This window comes from Janibacter limosus NBRC 16128, from assembly GCF_001570985.1.
GTDB lineage: Bacteria > Actinomycetota > Actinomycetes > Actinomycetales > Dermatophilaceae > Janibacter > Janibacter limosus.
This window is the reverse complement of sequence record NZ_BCSS01000003.1, coordinates 1-15,956: the sequence shown is the minus strand read 5'-3', so window position 1 is coordinate 15,956 and position 15,956 is coordinate 1. Positions and strand designations below refer to the sequence as shown.

Annotated in this window: 15 protein-coding genes and 1 pseudogene; 5 read left to right on the top strand and 11 right to left on the bottom strand. The window is 71.6% G+C overall.

Features of this window, described 5'->3' with window-relative positions; genetic code table 11:
- Positions 1 to 46 precede the first annotated feature (46 nt).
- Positions 47 to 298 carry a hypothetical protein gene (locus tag JLI01S_RS01630; protein WP_068258921.1) on the top strand — a complete coding sequence of 84 codons (252 nt, stop codon included), beginning with the start codon at positions 47 to 49 and terminating at the stop codon, positions 296 to 298.
- Between the two features lie 49 nt (positions 299 to 347).
- Complete coding sequence (locus JLI01S_RS01625) at positions 348 to 755, top strand: hypothetical protein (protein WP_157074776.1); 408 nt, start codon at positions 348 to 350, stop codon at positions 753 to 755.
- A 12-nt stretch (positions 756 to 767) separates the two neighbouring features.
- Here JLI01S_RS01625 and JLI01S_RS01620 read toward each other — a convergent pair whose 3' ends face one another.
- Positions 768 to 1,274 carry an Lrp/AsnC family transcriptional regulator gene (locus JLI01S_RS01620; protein WP_068259161.1) on the bottom strand — a complete coding sequence of 169 codons (507 nt, stop codon included), beginning with the start codon at positions 1,272 to 1,274 and terminating at the stop codon, positions 768 to 770.
- A gap of 107 nt (positions 1,275 to 1,381) precedes the next feature.
- Here JLI01S_RS01620 and hppD point away from each other — a divergent pair, with 107 nt between their 5' ends.
- From hppD to JLI01S_RS01605, 3 genes are all read left to right on the top strand, one after another.
- Positions 1,382 to 2,602 (top strand): 4-hydroxyphenylpyruvate dioxygenase, encoded by a 1,221-nt coding sequence (hppD, locus tag JLI01S_RS01615; protein ID WP_068258916.1) that lies wholly within the window; start codon positions 1,382 to 1,384, stop codon positions 2,600 to 2,602.
- A 96-nt stretch (positions 2,603 to 2,698) separates the two neighbouring features.
- Positions 2,699 to 3,154, top strand: coding sequence for a DedA family protein (locus JLI01S_RS01610; RefSeq protein WP_084349105.1), 456 nt, complete (start codon positions 2,699 to 2,701; stop codon positions 3,152 to 3,154).
- 12 nt (positions 3,155 to 3,166) lie between these two features.
- On the top strand, positions 3,167 to 4,030 hold the full coding sequence (locus JLI01S_RS01605; RefSeq protein WP_068258914.1) for an RDD family protein: 864 nt from the start codon (positions 3,167 to 3,169) through the stop codon (positions 4,028 to 4,030).
- 18 nt (positions 4,031 to 4,048) lie between these two features.
- On the opposite strand, the gene JLI01S_RS01600 is transcribed toward JLI01S_RS01605, so the two are convergent.
- From JLI01S_RS01600 to JLI01S_RS17090, 10 genes and pseudogenes are all read right to left on the bottom strand, one after another.
- Positions 4,049 to 4,912, bottom strand: coding sequence for a hypothetical protein (locus JLI01S_RS01600; RefSeq protein ID WP_068258912.1), 864 nt, complete (start codon positions 4,910 to 4,912; stop codon positions 4,049 to 4,051).
- Between the two features lie 10 nt (positions 4,913 to 4,922).
- A complete protein-coding gene (locus JLI01S_RS01595; RefSeq protein WP_245634487.1) occupies positions 4,923 to 5,765 on the bottom strand; it encodes a uroporphyrinogen-III synthase in 843 nt (280 codons plus the stop codon).
- The gene (locus JLI01S_RS01590) at positions 5,762 to 6,358 is read right to left on the bottom strand and encodes an isochorismatase family protein (protein WP_068259155.1); all 597 of its coding nucleotides are present in this window, start codon (positions 6,356 to 6,358) and stop codon (positions 5,762 to 5,764) included. The genes JLI01S_RS01595 and JLI01S_RS01590 overlap by 4 nt, the downstream gene beginning before the upstream one ends.
- Before the next feature lie 172 nt (positions 6,359 to 6,530).
- Positions 6,531 to 7,640, bottom strand: coding sequence for a uroporphyrinogen-III synthase (locus JLI01S_RS01585; RefSeq protein ID WP_068258908.1), 1,110 nt, complete (start codon positions 7,638 to 7,640; stop codon positions 6,531 to 6,533).
- Positions 7,637 to 8,017 (bottom strand): nitrite reductase small subunit NirD, encoded by a 381-nt coding sequence (nirD, locus tag JLI01S_RS01580; RefSeq protein ID WP_068258906.1) that lies wholly within the window; start codon positions 8,015 to 8,017, stop codon positions 7,637 to 7,639. Before nirD ends, JLI01S_RS01585 begins: the two co-directional genes overlap by 4 nt.
- On the bottom strand, positions 8,014 to 10,602 hold the full coding sequence (gene nirB, locus JLI01S_RS01575) for a nitrite reductase large subunit NirB (RefSeq protein ID WP_068259152.1): 2,589 nt from the start codon (positions 10,600 to 10,602) through the stop codon (positions 8,014 to 8,016). The genes nirD and nirB overlap by 4 nt, the downstream gene beginning before the upstream one ends.
- A gap of 10 nt (positions 10,603 to 10,612) precedes the next feature.
- A complete protein-coding gene (locus JLI01S_RS01570; protein ID WP_068258904.1) occupies positions 10,613 to 12,139 on the bottom strand; it encodes an FAD-dependent oxidoreductase in 1,527 nt (508 codons plus the stop codon).
- Positions 12,136 to 14,280 (bottom strand): molybdopterin oxidoreductase family protein, encoded by a 2,145-nt coding sequence (locus tag JLI01S_RS01565; protein ID WP_068258902.1) that lies wholly within the window; start codon positions 14,278 to 14,280, stop codon positions 12,136 to 12,138. The genes JLI01S_RS01570 and JLI01S_RS01565 overlap by 4 nt, the downstream gene beginning before the upstream one ends.
- The gene (locus JLI01S_RS01560; RefSeq protein WP_068258900.1) at positions 14,280 to 15,638 is read right to left on the bottom strand and encodes an MFS transporter; all 1,359 of its coding nucleotides are present in this window, start codon (positions 15,636 to 15,638) and stop codon (positions 14,280 to 14,282) included. Before JLI01S_RS01560 ends, JLI01S_RS01565 begins: the two co-directional genes overlap by 1 nt.
- Positions 15,639 to 15,753: 115 nt before the next feature.
- A pseudogene (locus JLI01S_RS17090) lies at positions 15,754 to 15,956 on the bottom strand (nicotinate phosphoribosyltransferase); the annotation flags it as partial.

Below are 15,956 nucleotides of genomic sequence, written 5' to 3'. Positions count from 1 at the left end.
GTGCGCACGTCCTTCATGACCAACAACGAGTTCGTCGGCTGATCCCGTGCGGACCGCGGACTTCTGGAAGAGCACGTGGTACGACGACCACAACGGGTTCGCCTGCGTCGTGGGGATGTGCGCCTTCTGGATCGGGCCACTGATGTTCGGGGCCATGTCGATCATGGTGCCGGGGACGATCCGGCAGGTGCGCCGGTCTGAGCCCGGGAGCCTCGTGGACGTGACCCCCACGCGGTCGTTGGTGGTGCCTGCACTGCTCATGGTCGTCGGCATCGTCATCTGTCTGCTGTCCTTCTGACAGCCACCGCTGTTCCCGATCCGGACCGGAGCGAGGCATCATGGGGGGCATGACCGTACTCGCGTGGATCCTCGTCGCACTGGCGATCCTGGTACTCGTCCTGACGCCATTGCGTCTGCGTGGCGCGCGTGGGCGCGAGGGCATGGTCGATTTTTCGGGGTGGGCGCTCAACCTGCACACGATCACCCTCTTCGTCGGGCTCGCCCTCATCGCGCTGCGACTGCTCGGTGTGCATGAGTCCGGCTTCGCCACGTGGGTCGCGATCCTCGCCCTGGCCGTGGCTTCGCTGATCGGGCTGAGCTTCCTCGCCCGCTGGCGCCGATCGGGATCGCGGCATGCCGTCGCCTTCGGCGGCGACGGGTGGACCCGGGGGCCGTGGCTCTCGCAGATCGCGCACATCGGGCTGGCGATCGGCACGGTCGTCTTCGCCTGGCTGATGCTCGCCGACAAGATCTGAGGTAGTCGCCCCTCAGGGAGCGGTGGCGTGGCGGGCGGCCGCCTCGACGAGTGGCCCGGTGCGCATCTCCAGGTGCGTCACCAGGGCGATCGAGGTGCTCGCGCGCACGACGTGCGTGTCGTCGATGATCGAGTCGATGACTCGACCGAGGTCAGCATTGTCGGTGGCGACGATCCGGATGATCAGATCGCCCGCGCCGGTCGTCGAGTGGATCTCGAGCACCTCCGGGATGGCGAGCAGATGGTCGACGACGGCCTGATGGCCCAGCCGCTGCCTGATCTCCAGGGTGCACAGCGCCGTCACCGGGTAGCCGAGCGAGGCGGGGTCCACGGTCGGTGCGAAGGAACGGATCACTCCCTTGGTCTGCAGTCGGTCGAGGCGAGCCTGCACGGTCCCGCGGGCCACGCCGAGCAGACGAGAGGCGCCCAGCACGCCGATCGTGGGGCGCTCGGAAAAGACGGCGATGAGGCGGGCATCGAGCTCGTCGATGACGGATGGGCGAGAGGCGCTGGCAGGCATGGTCAGATTGTCGCTTGACCAGGGGTCTGAGGACAACAGATTGCGCAGCGTGTGCATCGTGGCCAGGCCCAGTTGCACATCGCTCGTCGCGACAGCATCCTGACGACATGTCCAACACCGTGGTTGAACTCACCAGGCAGGAGCGCGAGGCCCAGCTCGACCTCGACCAGCTCAAGCAACTCGTCGGGCTCGTGGCGTACGACGAGGAGTCCGATCCCTTCCCGGTCACCGGGTGGGACGCGATCGTCTTCGTCGTCGGCAACGCCACGCAGGCGGCGCACTACTACCAGTCGACCTGGGGAATGCAGCTCGTGGGCTACTCCGGTCCGGAGAACGGCAACCGGGACCACAAGGCCTTCGTCCTCACGTCCGGCTCGATCCGCTTCGTCATCAAGGGCGCCGTCAGCCCCGACAGCCCGCTCATCGCCCACCACACGGCGCACGGCGACGGGGTCGTCGACATCTCCCTGGAGGTCCCCGACGTCGACAAGTGCATCGCCCAAGCCCGGGCCGCCGGTGCCACGGTCGTGCAGGAGCCCGAGACGGTGTCCGATGAGTTCGGTTCGGTGCGCATCGGCGCGATCGCGACCTACGGCGAGACGCGGCACACCCTCGTGCAGCGCACCATCGACGGCCAGACCTACGCCGGCGCCTACCTGCCCGGCTACGTCGAGCGGACCTCGTCCTTCGTCAAGCGTGACGGGGCACCCAAGCGGCTCTTCCAGGCGCTGGACCACATCGTCGGCAATGTCGAGCTGGGCAAGCTGGATGAGTGGGTCGGCTTCTACAACCGGGTCATGGGCTTCGTCAACATGGCCGAGTTCGTCGGGGACGACATCGCCACCGACTACTCGGCCCTGATGTCCAAGGTCGTCGCCAACGGCAACCACCGGGTGAAGTTCCCCCTCAACGAGCCGGCCATCGCCAAGAAGCGCAGCCAGATCGACGAGTACCTCGACTTCTACGGGTGCCCGGGAGCCCAGCACCTGGCTCTGGCGACCAACGACATCCTGCGCACCGTCGACGAGCTGCGCCGCGAGGGTGTCGAGTTCCTGGACACGCCCGACGCCTACTACGACGACCCCGAGATGCGCGCCCGCATCGGTGAGGTCCGCGTGCCGATCGAGGAGCTGAAGTCGCGCAAGATCCTCGTCGACCGCGACGAGGACGGGTACCTGCTGCAGATCTTCACCAAGCCTCTCGGTGACCGCCCGACCGTCTTCTTCGAGATCATCGAGCGGCACGGCTCCCTCGGCTTCGGCAAGGGCAACTTCAAGGCACTCTTCGAGTCGATCGAGCGGGAGCAGGACAAGCGCGGCAACCTCTGATCCTCCTCGGGCGAAGGGAGCGGGCCACCGCGTGGTGGCCCGCTCCCTTCGCCATGAGGCACCGATAGTCTGCGGTGACCCTCACCAAGGAGCGGCGTGACCTGGTCCCACTTCGTCCCGACCTTTGCGGGGCTCTTCGTCATCGTCATGCTGCGGGCCAATGCCACCTACTGGATCGGCCGCGGTGCGGCTGCCGGCACGCGGCGATGGCGACGGCTCGAGGGGGAGCCCAGCCCGGGCTGGCTGCGGGCGCAGGGGCTGGTGCACCGCTGGGGTCCGATCGCGGTCATCCTGTGTTTCCTGACGATCGGCATCCAGACGGCTGTCAATGCGACGGCGGGTCTCACGCGCATGCCGTTGCGCCGGTACCTGCCGGCGGTGACGCTCGGCTCAGTGCTGTGGGCCACGCTCTACGCCAGCGTGGGACTCGCCGCGGCCCAGGCCTGGCTCGCGGCGGCTGCGCGCTCGCCGATGGTGGCGACGCTCGTCGCGGTCCTGCTCGTCGGGGGAGTGATCGTGCTGGTCGTGCGCAGGCGTGGTCGCACGACATGAGATCGTGAACGCATGAGCACCCCCGAGCGCGCCGGTTGGTACGACGACCCGGAGGACACCTCCCAGCTGCGGTACTTCGACGGGATCATCTGGAGCGAGCGCACCGTCCCCCGACGGGGCCGGCCAGCGGAACCCGTCGCGCAGGGCGGACCTGGTGCACCAAGCACGGATGTCTTCGGGCGCCCCACGACGACCGGCCCCGTCGCGCCGCCGAGCGTCCCGGGCGCTGGACACCACGGCAGCCCCTCGCCCTACGGGGCCCCCACGGCGGGTGCCTCCTCCTCGCGGACTCCGGAGCCGACGACCGACGACGGCCAGCCGCTGGCCTCGTACGGCGTGCGGGTCGGTGCCTATGTCATCGATTCCCTGATCATCGGGTTGCTCAACCTGCTCATCGCGGGGTGGGCCTTCGCCCTGTGGATGTGGGACTACTTCGCCTTCGCCTGGGACGCGGCAGAGGCCGGCGACCCGTCGCGTGTCGAGGGGCTGACCCCCGAGGCGGTGCTGGCGATGATGGACTGGAAGTTCTTCTTCGTCGGTCTGGCACTCATCATGCTCGTGCAGGCGATCTACCAGATCGGGTTCCTCACCACGCGCGGTGCCACGCCCGGCAAGGCGGTACTGGGCCTGTCCGTGCGTCAGGCCGTCCGTGGGGGGACCATCTCCGTCGGGACGGCCTTCATGCGGGTGCTGCTCCCGCTCTTCCTCCAGGTGCTTGCCTGGGTCCCGGGTCTGAGCCTGCTGGTGTTCGTGCTGAACCCCGCCGATCTGCTGTGGCCGCTCAGGGACCCCAAGCGTCAGGCACTGCACGACAAGATCGCGGGGACCGTGGTCGTGGTCGGCAAGCAGTCCCGGTCGACTGCGCGGGGCGACTGACCCGGTAGGTGCCGCTGCTCAGCCGGTGATGAGGCCCACGCCGGTCAGCTCACCCAGCGGGTCGGTGACATCACAGCACCCGTAGCCCGCGAAGGCGGCGCGTACGGCAGCGATGTCAGAGGTGGACCACCCGCGGATGATCTCGGCGAGGGGCTGCGTCTCCCGGATCTCGAGGAGCTCGCGCACGGTCTGGGCATCGGCCCCGCCGGCGCTGGCATGCACCGCGACGAGCACATTGAGCAGGCCGTGCTGGGGCGAGTCCTCCCCGTCGACGACGTGATCGGCTCGCACCACGTGGTGCAGCCCGCCCGTCAGGACGAAGGGGAGGTGGCGCCGTCCCGCCGCGAGGATGAACTCGGACAGCTCCGTGGCGTCCGGCCAGGCCCAGGTGGCCGTGGCGCCCGTACGGAACTTGGCCCGGGCGTCGACAAAGCCGCTCGCTGACTCGATGTCGGCCAGGGCGGCCTCGGTGTCCTCTCTGCCGACCTCGAGGTGGATGGGCAGGTCGCCCACGTCGACGCTGCGCCAGCCGGTCTGCCACGCCATGTCGATCGACACCAAGCGGATCCGTGACTCGCCACGCAGGGTCGCGCAGGCGGACGAGATGTCCTCTATCGCGGTCCCCGGGAGGGCGACCAGGCCCACTGCAGCGGGAGCGGAGGCGCCGGCATCGAGCGCGGCGATGAGGTCGCTGACCGCAGCCACGCCGACGAGGAAGTGACCGACGGCGTCAGCGTGCGGGCCCGACCGGTGGCTGGCGTGCGCTGCCAGCGCGTCGGTCATCGTCAGTGCGGCCGGCGGGAACAGCGCGGCGTCGTTGACGAGGGAGATGAACAAGGCCGGGTGCGCGGGCCGGGGAGCGGGGCTGGGGCTGCTCGACATGGCAGGAACGCTACCCGTCGGACTCGGATCCGCCGTCCCCGTGGTGGACGAGCACGGCCCGCACCAGCGCGCCCATCCGGCTGCGCTGGGGGACGAGGGGGGTGACCCCCTTCGCCAGGAGTGGTGCGGCGGTGACCGGGCCGACGGCAGCGAAGAGGACGGTGTCGTGGGAGCGGAGGACGATCTCGTCGGTGACGCCGGCGGACTCCGCCGCCGCCCACCAGGCCTCGACGGCAGGGGCCGAGGTGAAGATGACGTCGCTGATCTCACCCGCGGCCACGGCTCGCACCGAGGCGGTGACCGCGGCAGGGTCCGGGGCGGGGCCCCAGCGATAGACGACGAAGGGAGCCACCTCGGCCCCTGCGCCGCCGAGTGCCTCGTCGAGGCCGTCCGAGCCGCTGCCATGGTGCTGGACCGCGACCTTGGTACCGGTCACGCCCTCCGCGAGCAGGTGCTCGGTGATCTCGGCCGTGGTCTCGGAGGCGGCGACCCACTCCACAGGCAGCCCGGCAGCGATGAGGGCTCCCTTGGCCTTGGGGCCGCGCGCGAGGATGCGCGCCGTGCCCAGCACGCGGCGCAGGTCCTCGCCGATCCCGGCGACATCGGCGGCTGCCAGCCAGCCCTTCAGCCCAGCCCCGGTGGTCACGACGAGCAGGTCCGGTGGGGCAGCGAGCAGGGCGCGGGTGTCTTCGACGAGCCGCTCGTCGTCGCTGTGGTGGACGATCGACATCGCCGCCGCGTGCTGGATCGTGGCGCCGCGACGAGCGAAGGCCTCGGCCAGGTCGTCGCTACGGCGATCGGCGGTGATGAGCACGGTGCGTCCGGCCATCACTGCGGGGAGTGGTGTGCTCATGCGCTCGAGCTCGCCGTGGTCGCGCCCGCGTCGACCATCTCGACCAGTGCAGCCTCGGTGGTCTCCGGTGCGACACCCGCGATCGTGTCGGCGAGGAGCCGCACGGCGAAGCCCTCGCTCAGCGCGTCGAGGACCGTGGCCCGCACGCAGTGGTCGGTGGCGATGCCGCCGACGTCGAGGTCGGTGATGCCGCGCCCGCGCAGCCAGTCCGCCAAGCCGGTGGTGCTGTCGGAGGCCGCGCCCTCGAAGCCGCTGTAGGCCGCTTCGTACCCGCCCTTGCGGAAGACCTCGTCGACGTGGGGGAGGGCCGGCTGGAGCGAAGGGTGGAACTCGGCTCCCGGTGTCCCCGCGCCGCAGTGCACGGGCCAGGTCGTCGAGAAGTCGGGCTCACCGTCACGCGCCCAGTGCTCGCCCGGGTCGTGGTGCCAGTCGGCCGTCGCGACGATGGCTGTGTACTCGCCGGAGACCCTGTCGCGGTCGGCGAGGACCCGTTCGGCAGCCCGGGCGGCGACGACCGCGCCACCCTCGACCGCGAGGGAGCCTCCTTCGCAGAAGTCGTTCTGGATGTCGACCAGGACCAGTGCGCGGCTCATGTCGTCGAGCATGTCATGGCGGGTGCGGCGCATGCCGTCACCGTCAGGCGAAGAGGGACCAGAAGTGGTCGAAGGCGGTCATGGTGCCGGGGTGCGTCGACGCTCACCTGGGTGGCGAGGAACTTCACTCCGGTCCGAGGAACCCTGCTGCGCGCAGCGCAAGCGAGTTGCCTCAGGCCAGCGCCAGCCGGTAGCCACGCTTGACGATGGTCTCGACGACCCGACGGTCGCCGATGGCCTCGCGCAGACGTCCCACCGCGACCTCCACGGCGTGACCGTCGGTCGACTCTCCGGGGAGCACCCCGAGCACCTCGGCACGGCTCACGACGTCTCCCTTCGCGCTGGCGAGCAGGTGGAGCACGGACAGGCCGCTGGGGGAGAGGGCGAGGACCTCGTCCCCGAGGACCGCGGCGGTGCTGCGCAGCTGCAGCCGTCCGCCGACGGTCTCGATGGCGGTGGCGGTCATCGCTTCGTAGTGACCGACGACCGCGCGCACGAGGGCCCCGAGACGGCTGCGGTCAGGCAGGAGAGGAGCGAGCCCCGCAGCGCGAAGGGGGCCAGCCGTCACCTCCCCGATCGCCGCCATGACGAGGGCCCCGCTCCGCGCGCGCCCGATGACCGAGGGGAGCACCCCTGCCGCATCTGCTGCGTCCAGCCACGCCGCCGCCGCCGGCGCGGACGTGAAGACGACGACGTCGACGTCGCCGACGGCCACCTGCTCGATCCCGAAGGTCACCGCCTCGGGGTCCACGGGTGGCCCCCACCGGTAGACCACCAGAGAGACGACGTCGGCACCTGCGGCGGCGAGGTCGACATCGAGCTCGTCGGCGCCGGCACCGTGGTGCTGGACCGCGATGCGTTGTCCCGCAACACCTTCGGTGAGGAGCGCATCACGGATCTCGGCGGACGTCTCGGACTGGGCCACCCAGTCGGTGTCGATCCCCACGGCCTGGATCGCTCCGCGCGCCTTGGGGCCGCGGGCGATGACCCGGGCCGAGGCGAGCACCTCGTGCAGCTCGTCGCCGATGCCCGCGGCGTCCGCCGCCTCGATCCACCCGCGGAACCCGATGGCCGTCGTCACGACGACGACGTCCGGCGGCGACGCGACGAGGGCATGGGTCTCGCGCACGAGTTCGGCGTCCGCCGTGTGGGGAACGATCGCCAGCGCGGGCGTGTGCACGACCCTGGCCCCCCGACGCTCGAGGGCTGCGCGCAGGTCGCCGGAGCGCCGGTCGCTCGTGACGAGCACGACGCACCCGGCGAGCAGCTGCGGCAGGCTCATCCGCGGTCGGTGGCGATGGCGGCACCACCCACGAGGACGGCTCCCTCGACGACCCGCACGGGCCACGTGCGCAGGGCCATCGGGTCGCTGCCTGCACCGTCGAGGCATTCACCCGTGCGCAGGTCCCACACCTGCTTGTACATCGGCGAGATGACCGTCGGCACGTCCCCCCGGGTTCCGACGAGACCACGGGCGATGATCTGCGCCCCGCTGTACGGGTCGCGGTTGTCGAGGGCGTACACCCGCCCGTCGTGCGTGCGCACGATCGCCACCTGGGCACCACCGACGAGGGCGACGGAGCCCCGCTCGGGGACGAGGTCGGTGAGGGCGCACACCCGGACGGCGGCCTCGGGGCGTGCGGTGGGTGCAGCGGTCATGCTCGGACCTCCAGGGTCGTACCGGCGATGAGGACGGATCCCGTGGCGCGTTCCTGCGCGGTCGCCGGACGCGCCTGCCCTCGCTCGCCCACGTAGGCGAGCGAGTCGTCGACCGCGTCCGGCGCATTGACGAAGAGGGCGAAGCGCGCCAGCTTGTCGGGGTCGGCGAGGGTCGCGGCCCACTCGTCGCGGTAGCCGTCCACGTGGGCGGCCATCGCGGCGTCGAGGTCCTCGGCGATCCCCAGGGCGTCGTCGAGGACGACGGCGCGGATCGCGTCGAGCCCCCCTTCGTGCTCCTCGATCCACGGGGCGGTGCGCTGCAGGCGGTCAGCGGTGCGGACGTAGTACATGAGGAAGCGGTCGATGGTGCGCACGAGCTCGTCGGTGTCGAGGTCCTCGGCGAACAGCTGCGCGTGGCGGGGTGTGAAGCCGCCGTTGCCACCGACGTAGAGGTTCCAGCCGTTGTCGGTGGCGATGATCCCGACGTCCTTGCCGCGCGCCTCGGCGCACTCACGGGCGCACCCGGAGACACCGAGCTTGATCTTGTGCGGGGAGCGCAGCCCGCGGTAGCGCAGCTCGAGGTCGATCGCCAGGCCCACGGAGTCCTGCACACCGAAGCGGCACCACGTGGAGCCGACGCAGGACTTCACGGTGCGCAGCGACTTGCCGTAGGCGTGCCCGGACTCGAAGCCCGCGTCGACGAGGCGCTGCCAGATCTGCGGCAGCTGGTCGATGCGCGCACCGAAGAGGTCCACCCGCTGGCCGCCGGTGATCTTCGTGTACAGACCGAAGTCCCTCGCGACCTCGCCGATCGCGATGAGCCCCTCGGGGGTCACCTCGCCGCCGGGGATGCGCGGGACGACGGAGTAGGAGCCGTCCTTCTGCAGGTTGGCCATGACGAAGTCGTTGGTGTCCTGGATCGTCGCGCGCTCGCCGTCGAGGATGTGCCCGGTGCCGAGCGAGGCGAGGATCGAGCCGATGACCGGCCGGCAGATGTCGCACCCGCGGCCCCTGCCGTGCCGCGCGATGATCTCGCTGAAGGTGGCCAGTCCCTGCACGCGCACGACGTCGAAGAGCTCGGCGCGGGACATCGTGAAGTGCTCGCACAAGGCCCGGCTGACCTCGACCCCGGCGGCCTCGAGCTCGCTCGTCACGAGCTTCTTGACCAGTGGCAGGCAGGAGCCGCAGCTCGTCCCCGCCTTCGTGCAGGCCTTGACGCCCGCCAGGTCGGTGCAGCCCCCTTCGCCCACGGCACAACGGATCTCGCCAGCGGTCACGTTGTTGCACGAGCAGACCGCGGCATCGTCGGGCAGGTCGCCCGCAGGAGCGGGTGCCAGGCCCTCGGGCAGCAGGTGGGCGGCCGGGTCGCCACCGAGCTCACGACCCACCATGGGACGCAGCGACGAGTACGCCGAGGCGTCACCGACGAGGATGCCACCGCGCAGCGTCCTGGCGTCGTCGCTCATGACGAGCTTCTTGTAGACGCCCGCCACAGGGTCGGAGATGACGACCTCGAGCGATCCCGGTTCCTGGGCGAAAGCATCGCCGAAGCTCGCGACGTCGACCCCGAGGAGCTTGAGCTTCGTCGACAGGTCCGCGCCGGGGAAGGTGCCCGACCCGCCGAGCAGACGGTCGGCGACGATCTCGGCCATCGTGTATCCGGGGGCGACGAGACCCAGGCACCGGCCCCCGATGCAGGCAACCTCGCCGATCGCCCAGATCGAGGGGTCCGCCGTGGCGCAGGCGTCGTCGACGACGACCCCGCCGCGCTCGCCGACCTCGAGCCCCGCATCTCGGGCGAGCTCGTCACGGGGCCGGACCCCGACGGCGAAGATCACCACGTCGACGTCGAGCGCCGGCCCCTCGCTGAACCTCATCCGCGAGACCGTGCCCCGCTCGCCGACGATCTTCGAGGTCGCGGTGGAGGTCCGCACGCTCACCCCGAGACCCTCGATGAGCCGCTTGAGCGCCTCGCCGCCACCGTCGTCGACCTGCAGCGGCATGAGCCGTGGGGCGAACTCGACGACCGTCGTGTCGACCTCGAGCGCGCGCAGCGCACCGGCCGCTTCGAGACCCAGGAGGCCACCTCCGACGACCGCACCACGCACCGGTCGGTCGACCTCCCCCCGGCGCTGCTCGACGAAGGCGCGCAGGTCGGCGACGTCGTCGATCGTGCGGTAGACGAAGGCTCCTCGCAAGTCCTTGCCCGGCACGGGAGGGACGGCGGCGTAGGAGCCGGTCGCGAGGACGAGCGCGTCGTAGTTGACAACCTGGCCGGTGCTCGTCGTGACCGTCCTCGCCGTGCGGTCGATGGCCTCGGCGCGCACACCGCGACGCAGCGTGACGAGCGGGTCGTCCCACAGCTCCTGCCCACCGAGGGCCAGGTCCTCCGGCTCGCGGCCGGTGAAGTAGGAGGTGAGCGCGACGCGGTCGTAGGGCGCGCGGGGCTCCTCGGCGAGCAGCGTGACCGCCCAGCGGCCCTCGCCGTCACGGGCGCGCAGCGCGTCGATGAGCCGGCGAGCGACCATGCCTCCGCCGATGATGACGAGGCGCTGCTGGGCGGTGGGTGCGGTGTGCTCTGGCATGACGATCACGTTAGGAAGCCCTCGTTTCTGATCGGTCTTGCTCGTGTTTCGCCTGTGTGAACCTGTCCTCACGGGCTGCGGGAGCGGTGGGAGAGGGGGCATCCCCCGCGTGCAGCCAGTCGAGGATCCCGCACACCGCATCCGTGCATCCGCCGCAGCCGGTGGTGGCGCGGGTCGCCTCGGCAATCTGATCGACGGTCGTTGCGCCGGAGGCGAACTCGGAGCGGATCTCCCCCTTCGTCACGCCGTTGCAGCGGCAGATGGTCGTCCGATCCGGGATGAGCGAAGGGGAGTCCCGTTGCGTGCCCGAACCTGCCGGCGCGATGGCCGGCAGGAGGAGGTGCGCCGGGTCCGCGGGCAGCGGGGCCTGCCTCGTGTAGCTCGTGACGAGGTCGGTGCCGATCCGGCCGGCGCCGACGGCGGTGGCGCCGACGAGCCGCCCGTCCCGCACGACGATCTCCAGGTGACGGCCGACGGAGGGGTCGCTGAGCCTGACGACGCGCAGTGCGGGGTCGTCGGTGCGGCCGCTACCGCAGATGCCCATCGTCACGAGGTCGACGCCGGCCGTCTTCGGTCGGACGACATCGCCCACGCCAGGGGTCGCCGGAGCGGGGGCGCCGCTGGTGAGCAGACCGGCCAAGCGGTGCGCCTGCTCCCACCCCTGCCCGACGAGCCCGCTGGCGCCACAGGGCGGCTGGGCACAGTCGCCGATCGCGTGGATACGCGGGTCGGCGGTGGTGAGGTCCTCGTCGACGACGATCCCGCGCTCGACGGCGAGCCCGCACCCCTCGGCGAGGTCGGCACGTGGGAGCGTCCCTGTGGTCAGGACGAGCAGGTCGGCGGCCAGGACCTCCCCGTTGTCGAGACGGACCCGCCGCAGCCGGCCCTCCTCGACGACGACCTCCTCAGCGGCGACCCCGACGCGCTGGTCGACGCCCGTGCGCCGCAACGTCGACTCGACCACCCGGCTCGCGGCCTCGTCGAGCTGCCGGTCCATGAGGGCCGGGGCGGGGTGGACGACGGTGACCGCGAGGTCGCGTCGGGCGAGACCGCTCGCGGCCTCGAGCCCGAGCACGCCCCCGCCGAGGACGATCGCCCGTCGGGCGTTGAGCGTCGCCGCGATGATCTCCCGGGCGTCGTCGATCGAGCGCAGGACGTGGACGCCGCGCGGCAGCTCGGGCTCGTCGAGGCCGGGCATCGCGGGGACGCGCGCGGCGGCACCGGTGGCGAGCACGAGGTGGTCGTAGGGGATCCGGGAGTCGTCGGCGAGCACGACGTCCTGCCGCTCGCGGTCGATGGTGCGCACCGTGGTGCCGCGCTGCACGCTGACGCGTGGATGGACGGGGGAGGGCATGGAGATCGACGACAGGCCCCGCGACCCGGCCACGACATCGCTGAGCAGCACGCGGTTGTAGGTCTCCCCGGCCTCCTCGCCGAGCACCGTGACGAGGTGTTCGCCCGCGGCGTCGGCGGTGGTGAGGTCCTCGACGAAGCGTGACCCGACCATCCCGTGGCCGATGACGACGATGTGACTCATGCGAGGACCTCCTGGGCGATGGTGTCGGCGGCCCGGAGGGGCCGGACCTCGACCGCGCAGACCTTGAACTCCGGCATCGACGAGATCGGGTCCACGGCGTCGTTGGTCACGCGGTTGACGCTCCCCGCACCCGGGTGGTGGAAGGGCATGAATACCGTGTCCGCCCGGACTCGGTCGGTGACCCTGGCCGGGGCGATGACGGACCCGCGGGCGGTGACGAGCTCGAGCTCCTCGCCCTCCTCGACGTCCAGACGGTGGGCGAGCAGCGGGTGGACCTCGGCGAAGGGGGTGGGCTGCGCCGCGAGCAGCGCCGGCACCCGCCGCGTCTGGGCGCCCGACTGGTAGTGCTCGAGCACCCGTCCCGTGATGAGGAAGAGCGGGGCATCGGCACGCAGCTCCTCGGCCGGCCCGGCGTGGTTGACGGCGACGAACCGCGCCCTGCCGTCGGGGGTGGGGAAGCGGTCGAGTAGGGCACGCGGGGTGCCCGGGTGCGGTACCTCCCCTTCGTCGGTGGCGGGGCAGGGCCAGTGCAGGTCGGCCTCGCGGTCGAGGCGTGCGTGGGACAACCCGGAGTAGTCCGCGCGTCCGCCGGCGCTCGCCCGGGCCAGCTCGTCGAAGACCTCGGCCGGGTCGGTCGACCACGAGCCCGGGGCTGCGAGGCGCTGCGCGAGCTGCGACCAGATCCACAGCTCGGAGACCACCCCCGCCGGTGGGTCGATCGCCTTGCGGCGCCTGATGATCCGGCCCTCGAGATTGGTCATCGTGCCCTCCTCCTCGGCCCACTGGGTGACGGGCAGGACGATGTCCGCGAGCAGGGAGGTCTCGCTGGGGAAGATGTCGCAGACGACGAGGAGATCGAGCGCGCGCAGTCGGTCGACGACGGCGCCCGAGCGCGGGGCGCTGACCACGGGGTTGGCCCCGTGCACGAGCAGGGCCCGAGGGCCACCGGGCGTTGCGAGCGCCTGCAGCAGCGCGACCGCCGGCAGCCCCGGGCCGGGCAGGTCCTCGGGGTCGACGCCCCACACGCCAGCGACGTGCTCGCGCGCTGCGGGGTCGGTGATCATCCGGTATCCGGGCAGCTGGTCGGCCTTCTGCCCGTGCTCCCGGCCGCCCTGCCCGTTGCCCTGGCCGGTGAGGGCGCCGTAGCCGCTCCCTGCGCGCCCGACGAGCCCGAGCGCGAGAGCGAGGTTGATCGCGGCGGTGACCGTCGCGGTGCCCTGGCTCGACTGCTCGACCCCGCGTCCGGTGAGGACGTACGCGCCGGCCCCACCTCGGGCCGGGCTGGAGCCGGCGAGCAGCCGGGCGGTGCGTCGCAGCTCGTCGGCGGGGACCCCGCACACCTGCTCGGCGCGCTCGGGCCACCACGCGGCGACCGTGCGCACGACGTCCTGCCAGCCGGTCGTGCGTGCGGTGACGTACTGCTCGTCGACGAGCTCCTCGGCGACGAGCACGTGGAGCAGGGCCTGGAGCACGACGAGGTCGGTGCCGGGCACCGGCTGCAGGTGCACCCCGTGGCCGTCCTCGGTGAGGTCGGCGGTGGCGGAGCGACGGGGGTCCACGACGACGAGGCCCCCGGCGTCGCGGGCGCCGGACAGGTGCGGGACGAAGGGGGGCATCGTCTCGGCGACATTGCTCCCGAGCAGCAGGACCGCTCCCGCCGTGTCGAGATCGGTGACGGGGAAGGGGAGGCCCCGGTCGAGACCCAGCGAGCGGTTGGCCGCGGCCGCTGCGGATGCCATGCAGAAGCGGCCGTTGTAGTCGATGTTCTTGCTGCGCAACGCGATCCGCGTGAACTTGCCGAGCTGGTAGGCCTTTTCGTTGGTGAGGCCACCGCCACCGAAGACCGCCACGGCATCGGGCCCGTCCTCGGCGGCGATAGCCCGCAGCCGGTCGGCCAGCAGGTCCAGCGCCGACTCCCAGGTCACCTCGCGCAGCTCCCCGCCTTGGTCACGCACGAGGGGAGCGGTGAGTCGGTCCGGCGCCCGGAGCAGCTCCGCGGAGGTGCCGCCCTTGCGGCACAGGCCTCCCCGGTTGGTGGGGAACTCGCGTCCGGCCACGAGCAGGGGAGGGAGGCTCCCCTCGGCGTGGGTGAGGGTCATCGCGCACTGCAGCGCGCAGTACGGGCAGTGGCTGTCGGTCATCAGATGCCCTCGCCGGCCAGGCGGGCGCCACGACGGAGGTAGACCGCCCAGGTGAGTGCGGCCATGACGGCGTAGGCGGTGATGAAGATGGCGATCGCCGGGACGAGCGAGTCGTACACAGTGGTCGACATCGCGAAACCGCGCGGCACGAGGAACCCGCCGAGCGCCCCTACGGCCCCGGCGATGCCGATGCACCCGGCGGCACCGCGTCGCGCCGTCGCGAGCTCGTCGCCGCTACGGACGCCGGCGCGGAAGACCGCGGGGATCATCCGGTAGGTCGCACCGTTGCCGATCCCCGCCCCGACGAAGAGGACGAGGAAGGCGGTGAGGAAGAGTGCGAAGGAGTGCATCGACAGGGCGAGGATCGCTGCTCCGGCTGCGGTGCCCATGACGGCGAAGGCGGCGATCGTCACCCGGGCACCCCCGAACCGGTCGGCGACCATGCCCCCGAGCGGCCGGCTCACCGCGCCGAGGACCGCCCCGAGGAAGGCGAGCGAGGTCGGCGTCTCGGGGAACTGTGTCGTGAGCAGGGTGGGGAAGGCGACGGAGTAGCCGATGAAGGAGCCGAAGGTGCCGATGTAGAGGAAGGAGATGATCCACGTGTGCGGGTGCGTCGCGGCCCGGGCCCAGCTGCGGTGGTCGGACCGGGCCGTGCCGAGGTTGTCCATCCCGCGCCATGCACCGATGGTGGTGAGCAGCACGAGGGGGACGAAGACCAGGCCGGCGCGCTCGAGGTGGATCCCGGCGCCGACGGCGATGACCGCGGGGATGACGAGCTGGACGAGGCCGGTGCCGAGGTTGCCGCCGGCCGCGTTGAGCCCCAGGGCCTTCCCCTTCTCCGCCTCGGGGAAGAAGAAGGAGATGTTGGTCATCGACGAGGCGAAGTTGCCGCCACCGAAGCCAGCGAGGGCGGCGACGGCGAGCAGGGTGGCGAAGGGGGTCTCGGGCCGGCCCACGACCCACGCCAGGGAGAGGGTGGGCAGCAGGAGGAGCAGCGCCGACACGATGGTCCAGTTGCGTCCGCCCATGAGCGGGACCATGAAGGTGTAGGGCACCCGCAGGAAGGCACCGACGAGGCTGGGTACCGCGATGAGCCAGAACTGCTGGTCGAGGGTCAGCGCGAAGCCGGCCGCGGGCAGCTGCGGGACGACGACGCTCCACAGCGCCCACACGCAGAAGCCGAGGAGCTCCGCGAGCACGGACCAGCGCAGGTTGCTCTGTGCGACGGCGCGGCCACCCGCTGCCCAGAAGCCGGCGTCCTCCGGGTCCCAGTGGTCGATCCACCGCCCGGCCCGTCGGACGGGTCCCGCTGGGGCAGCGGCGATGTCGGGCGTGGCGACAGTGGTCGGGGAGGTCATGCCAGGAGACTCGCAAGCGCGTGTTTCGCGCTCCCACGGGTGGGGTTAATCTCGTGTTAACCGCCCCGCACGTCCCCGACCGTCCACCTGTGAGGGGGAGGGTCAGGGAGGCCGGTCAGGGGGTCTCGGTGAGGAAGATCGTCTCGACCGCTGGCTGACCCTGGCTGAGCTGGTGGGCGGACCGCGGCAGCTCGGCCACCGACGCCTCGTGCCGGGCACGGCCCGCCTCGAGCGTCGCGTGCTCCCGCCCGACGACCTCGCCGTCGGCCACGAGCCGCACGAGCAGGTCGCGGTCGTCAGCGTCGCCGACCGGCTCCT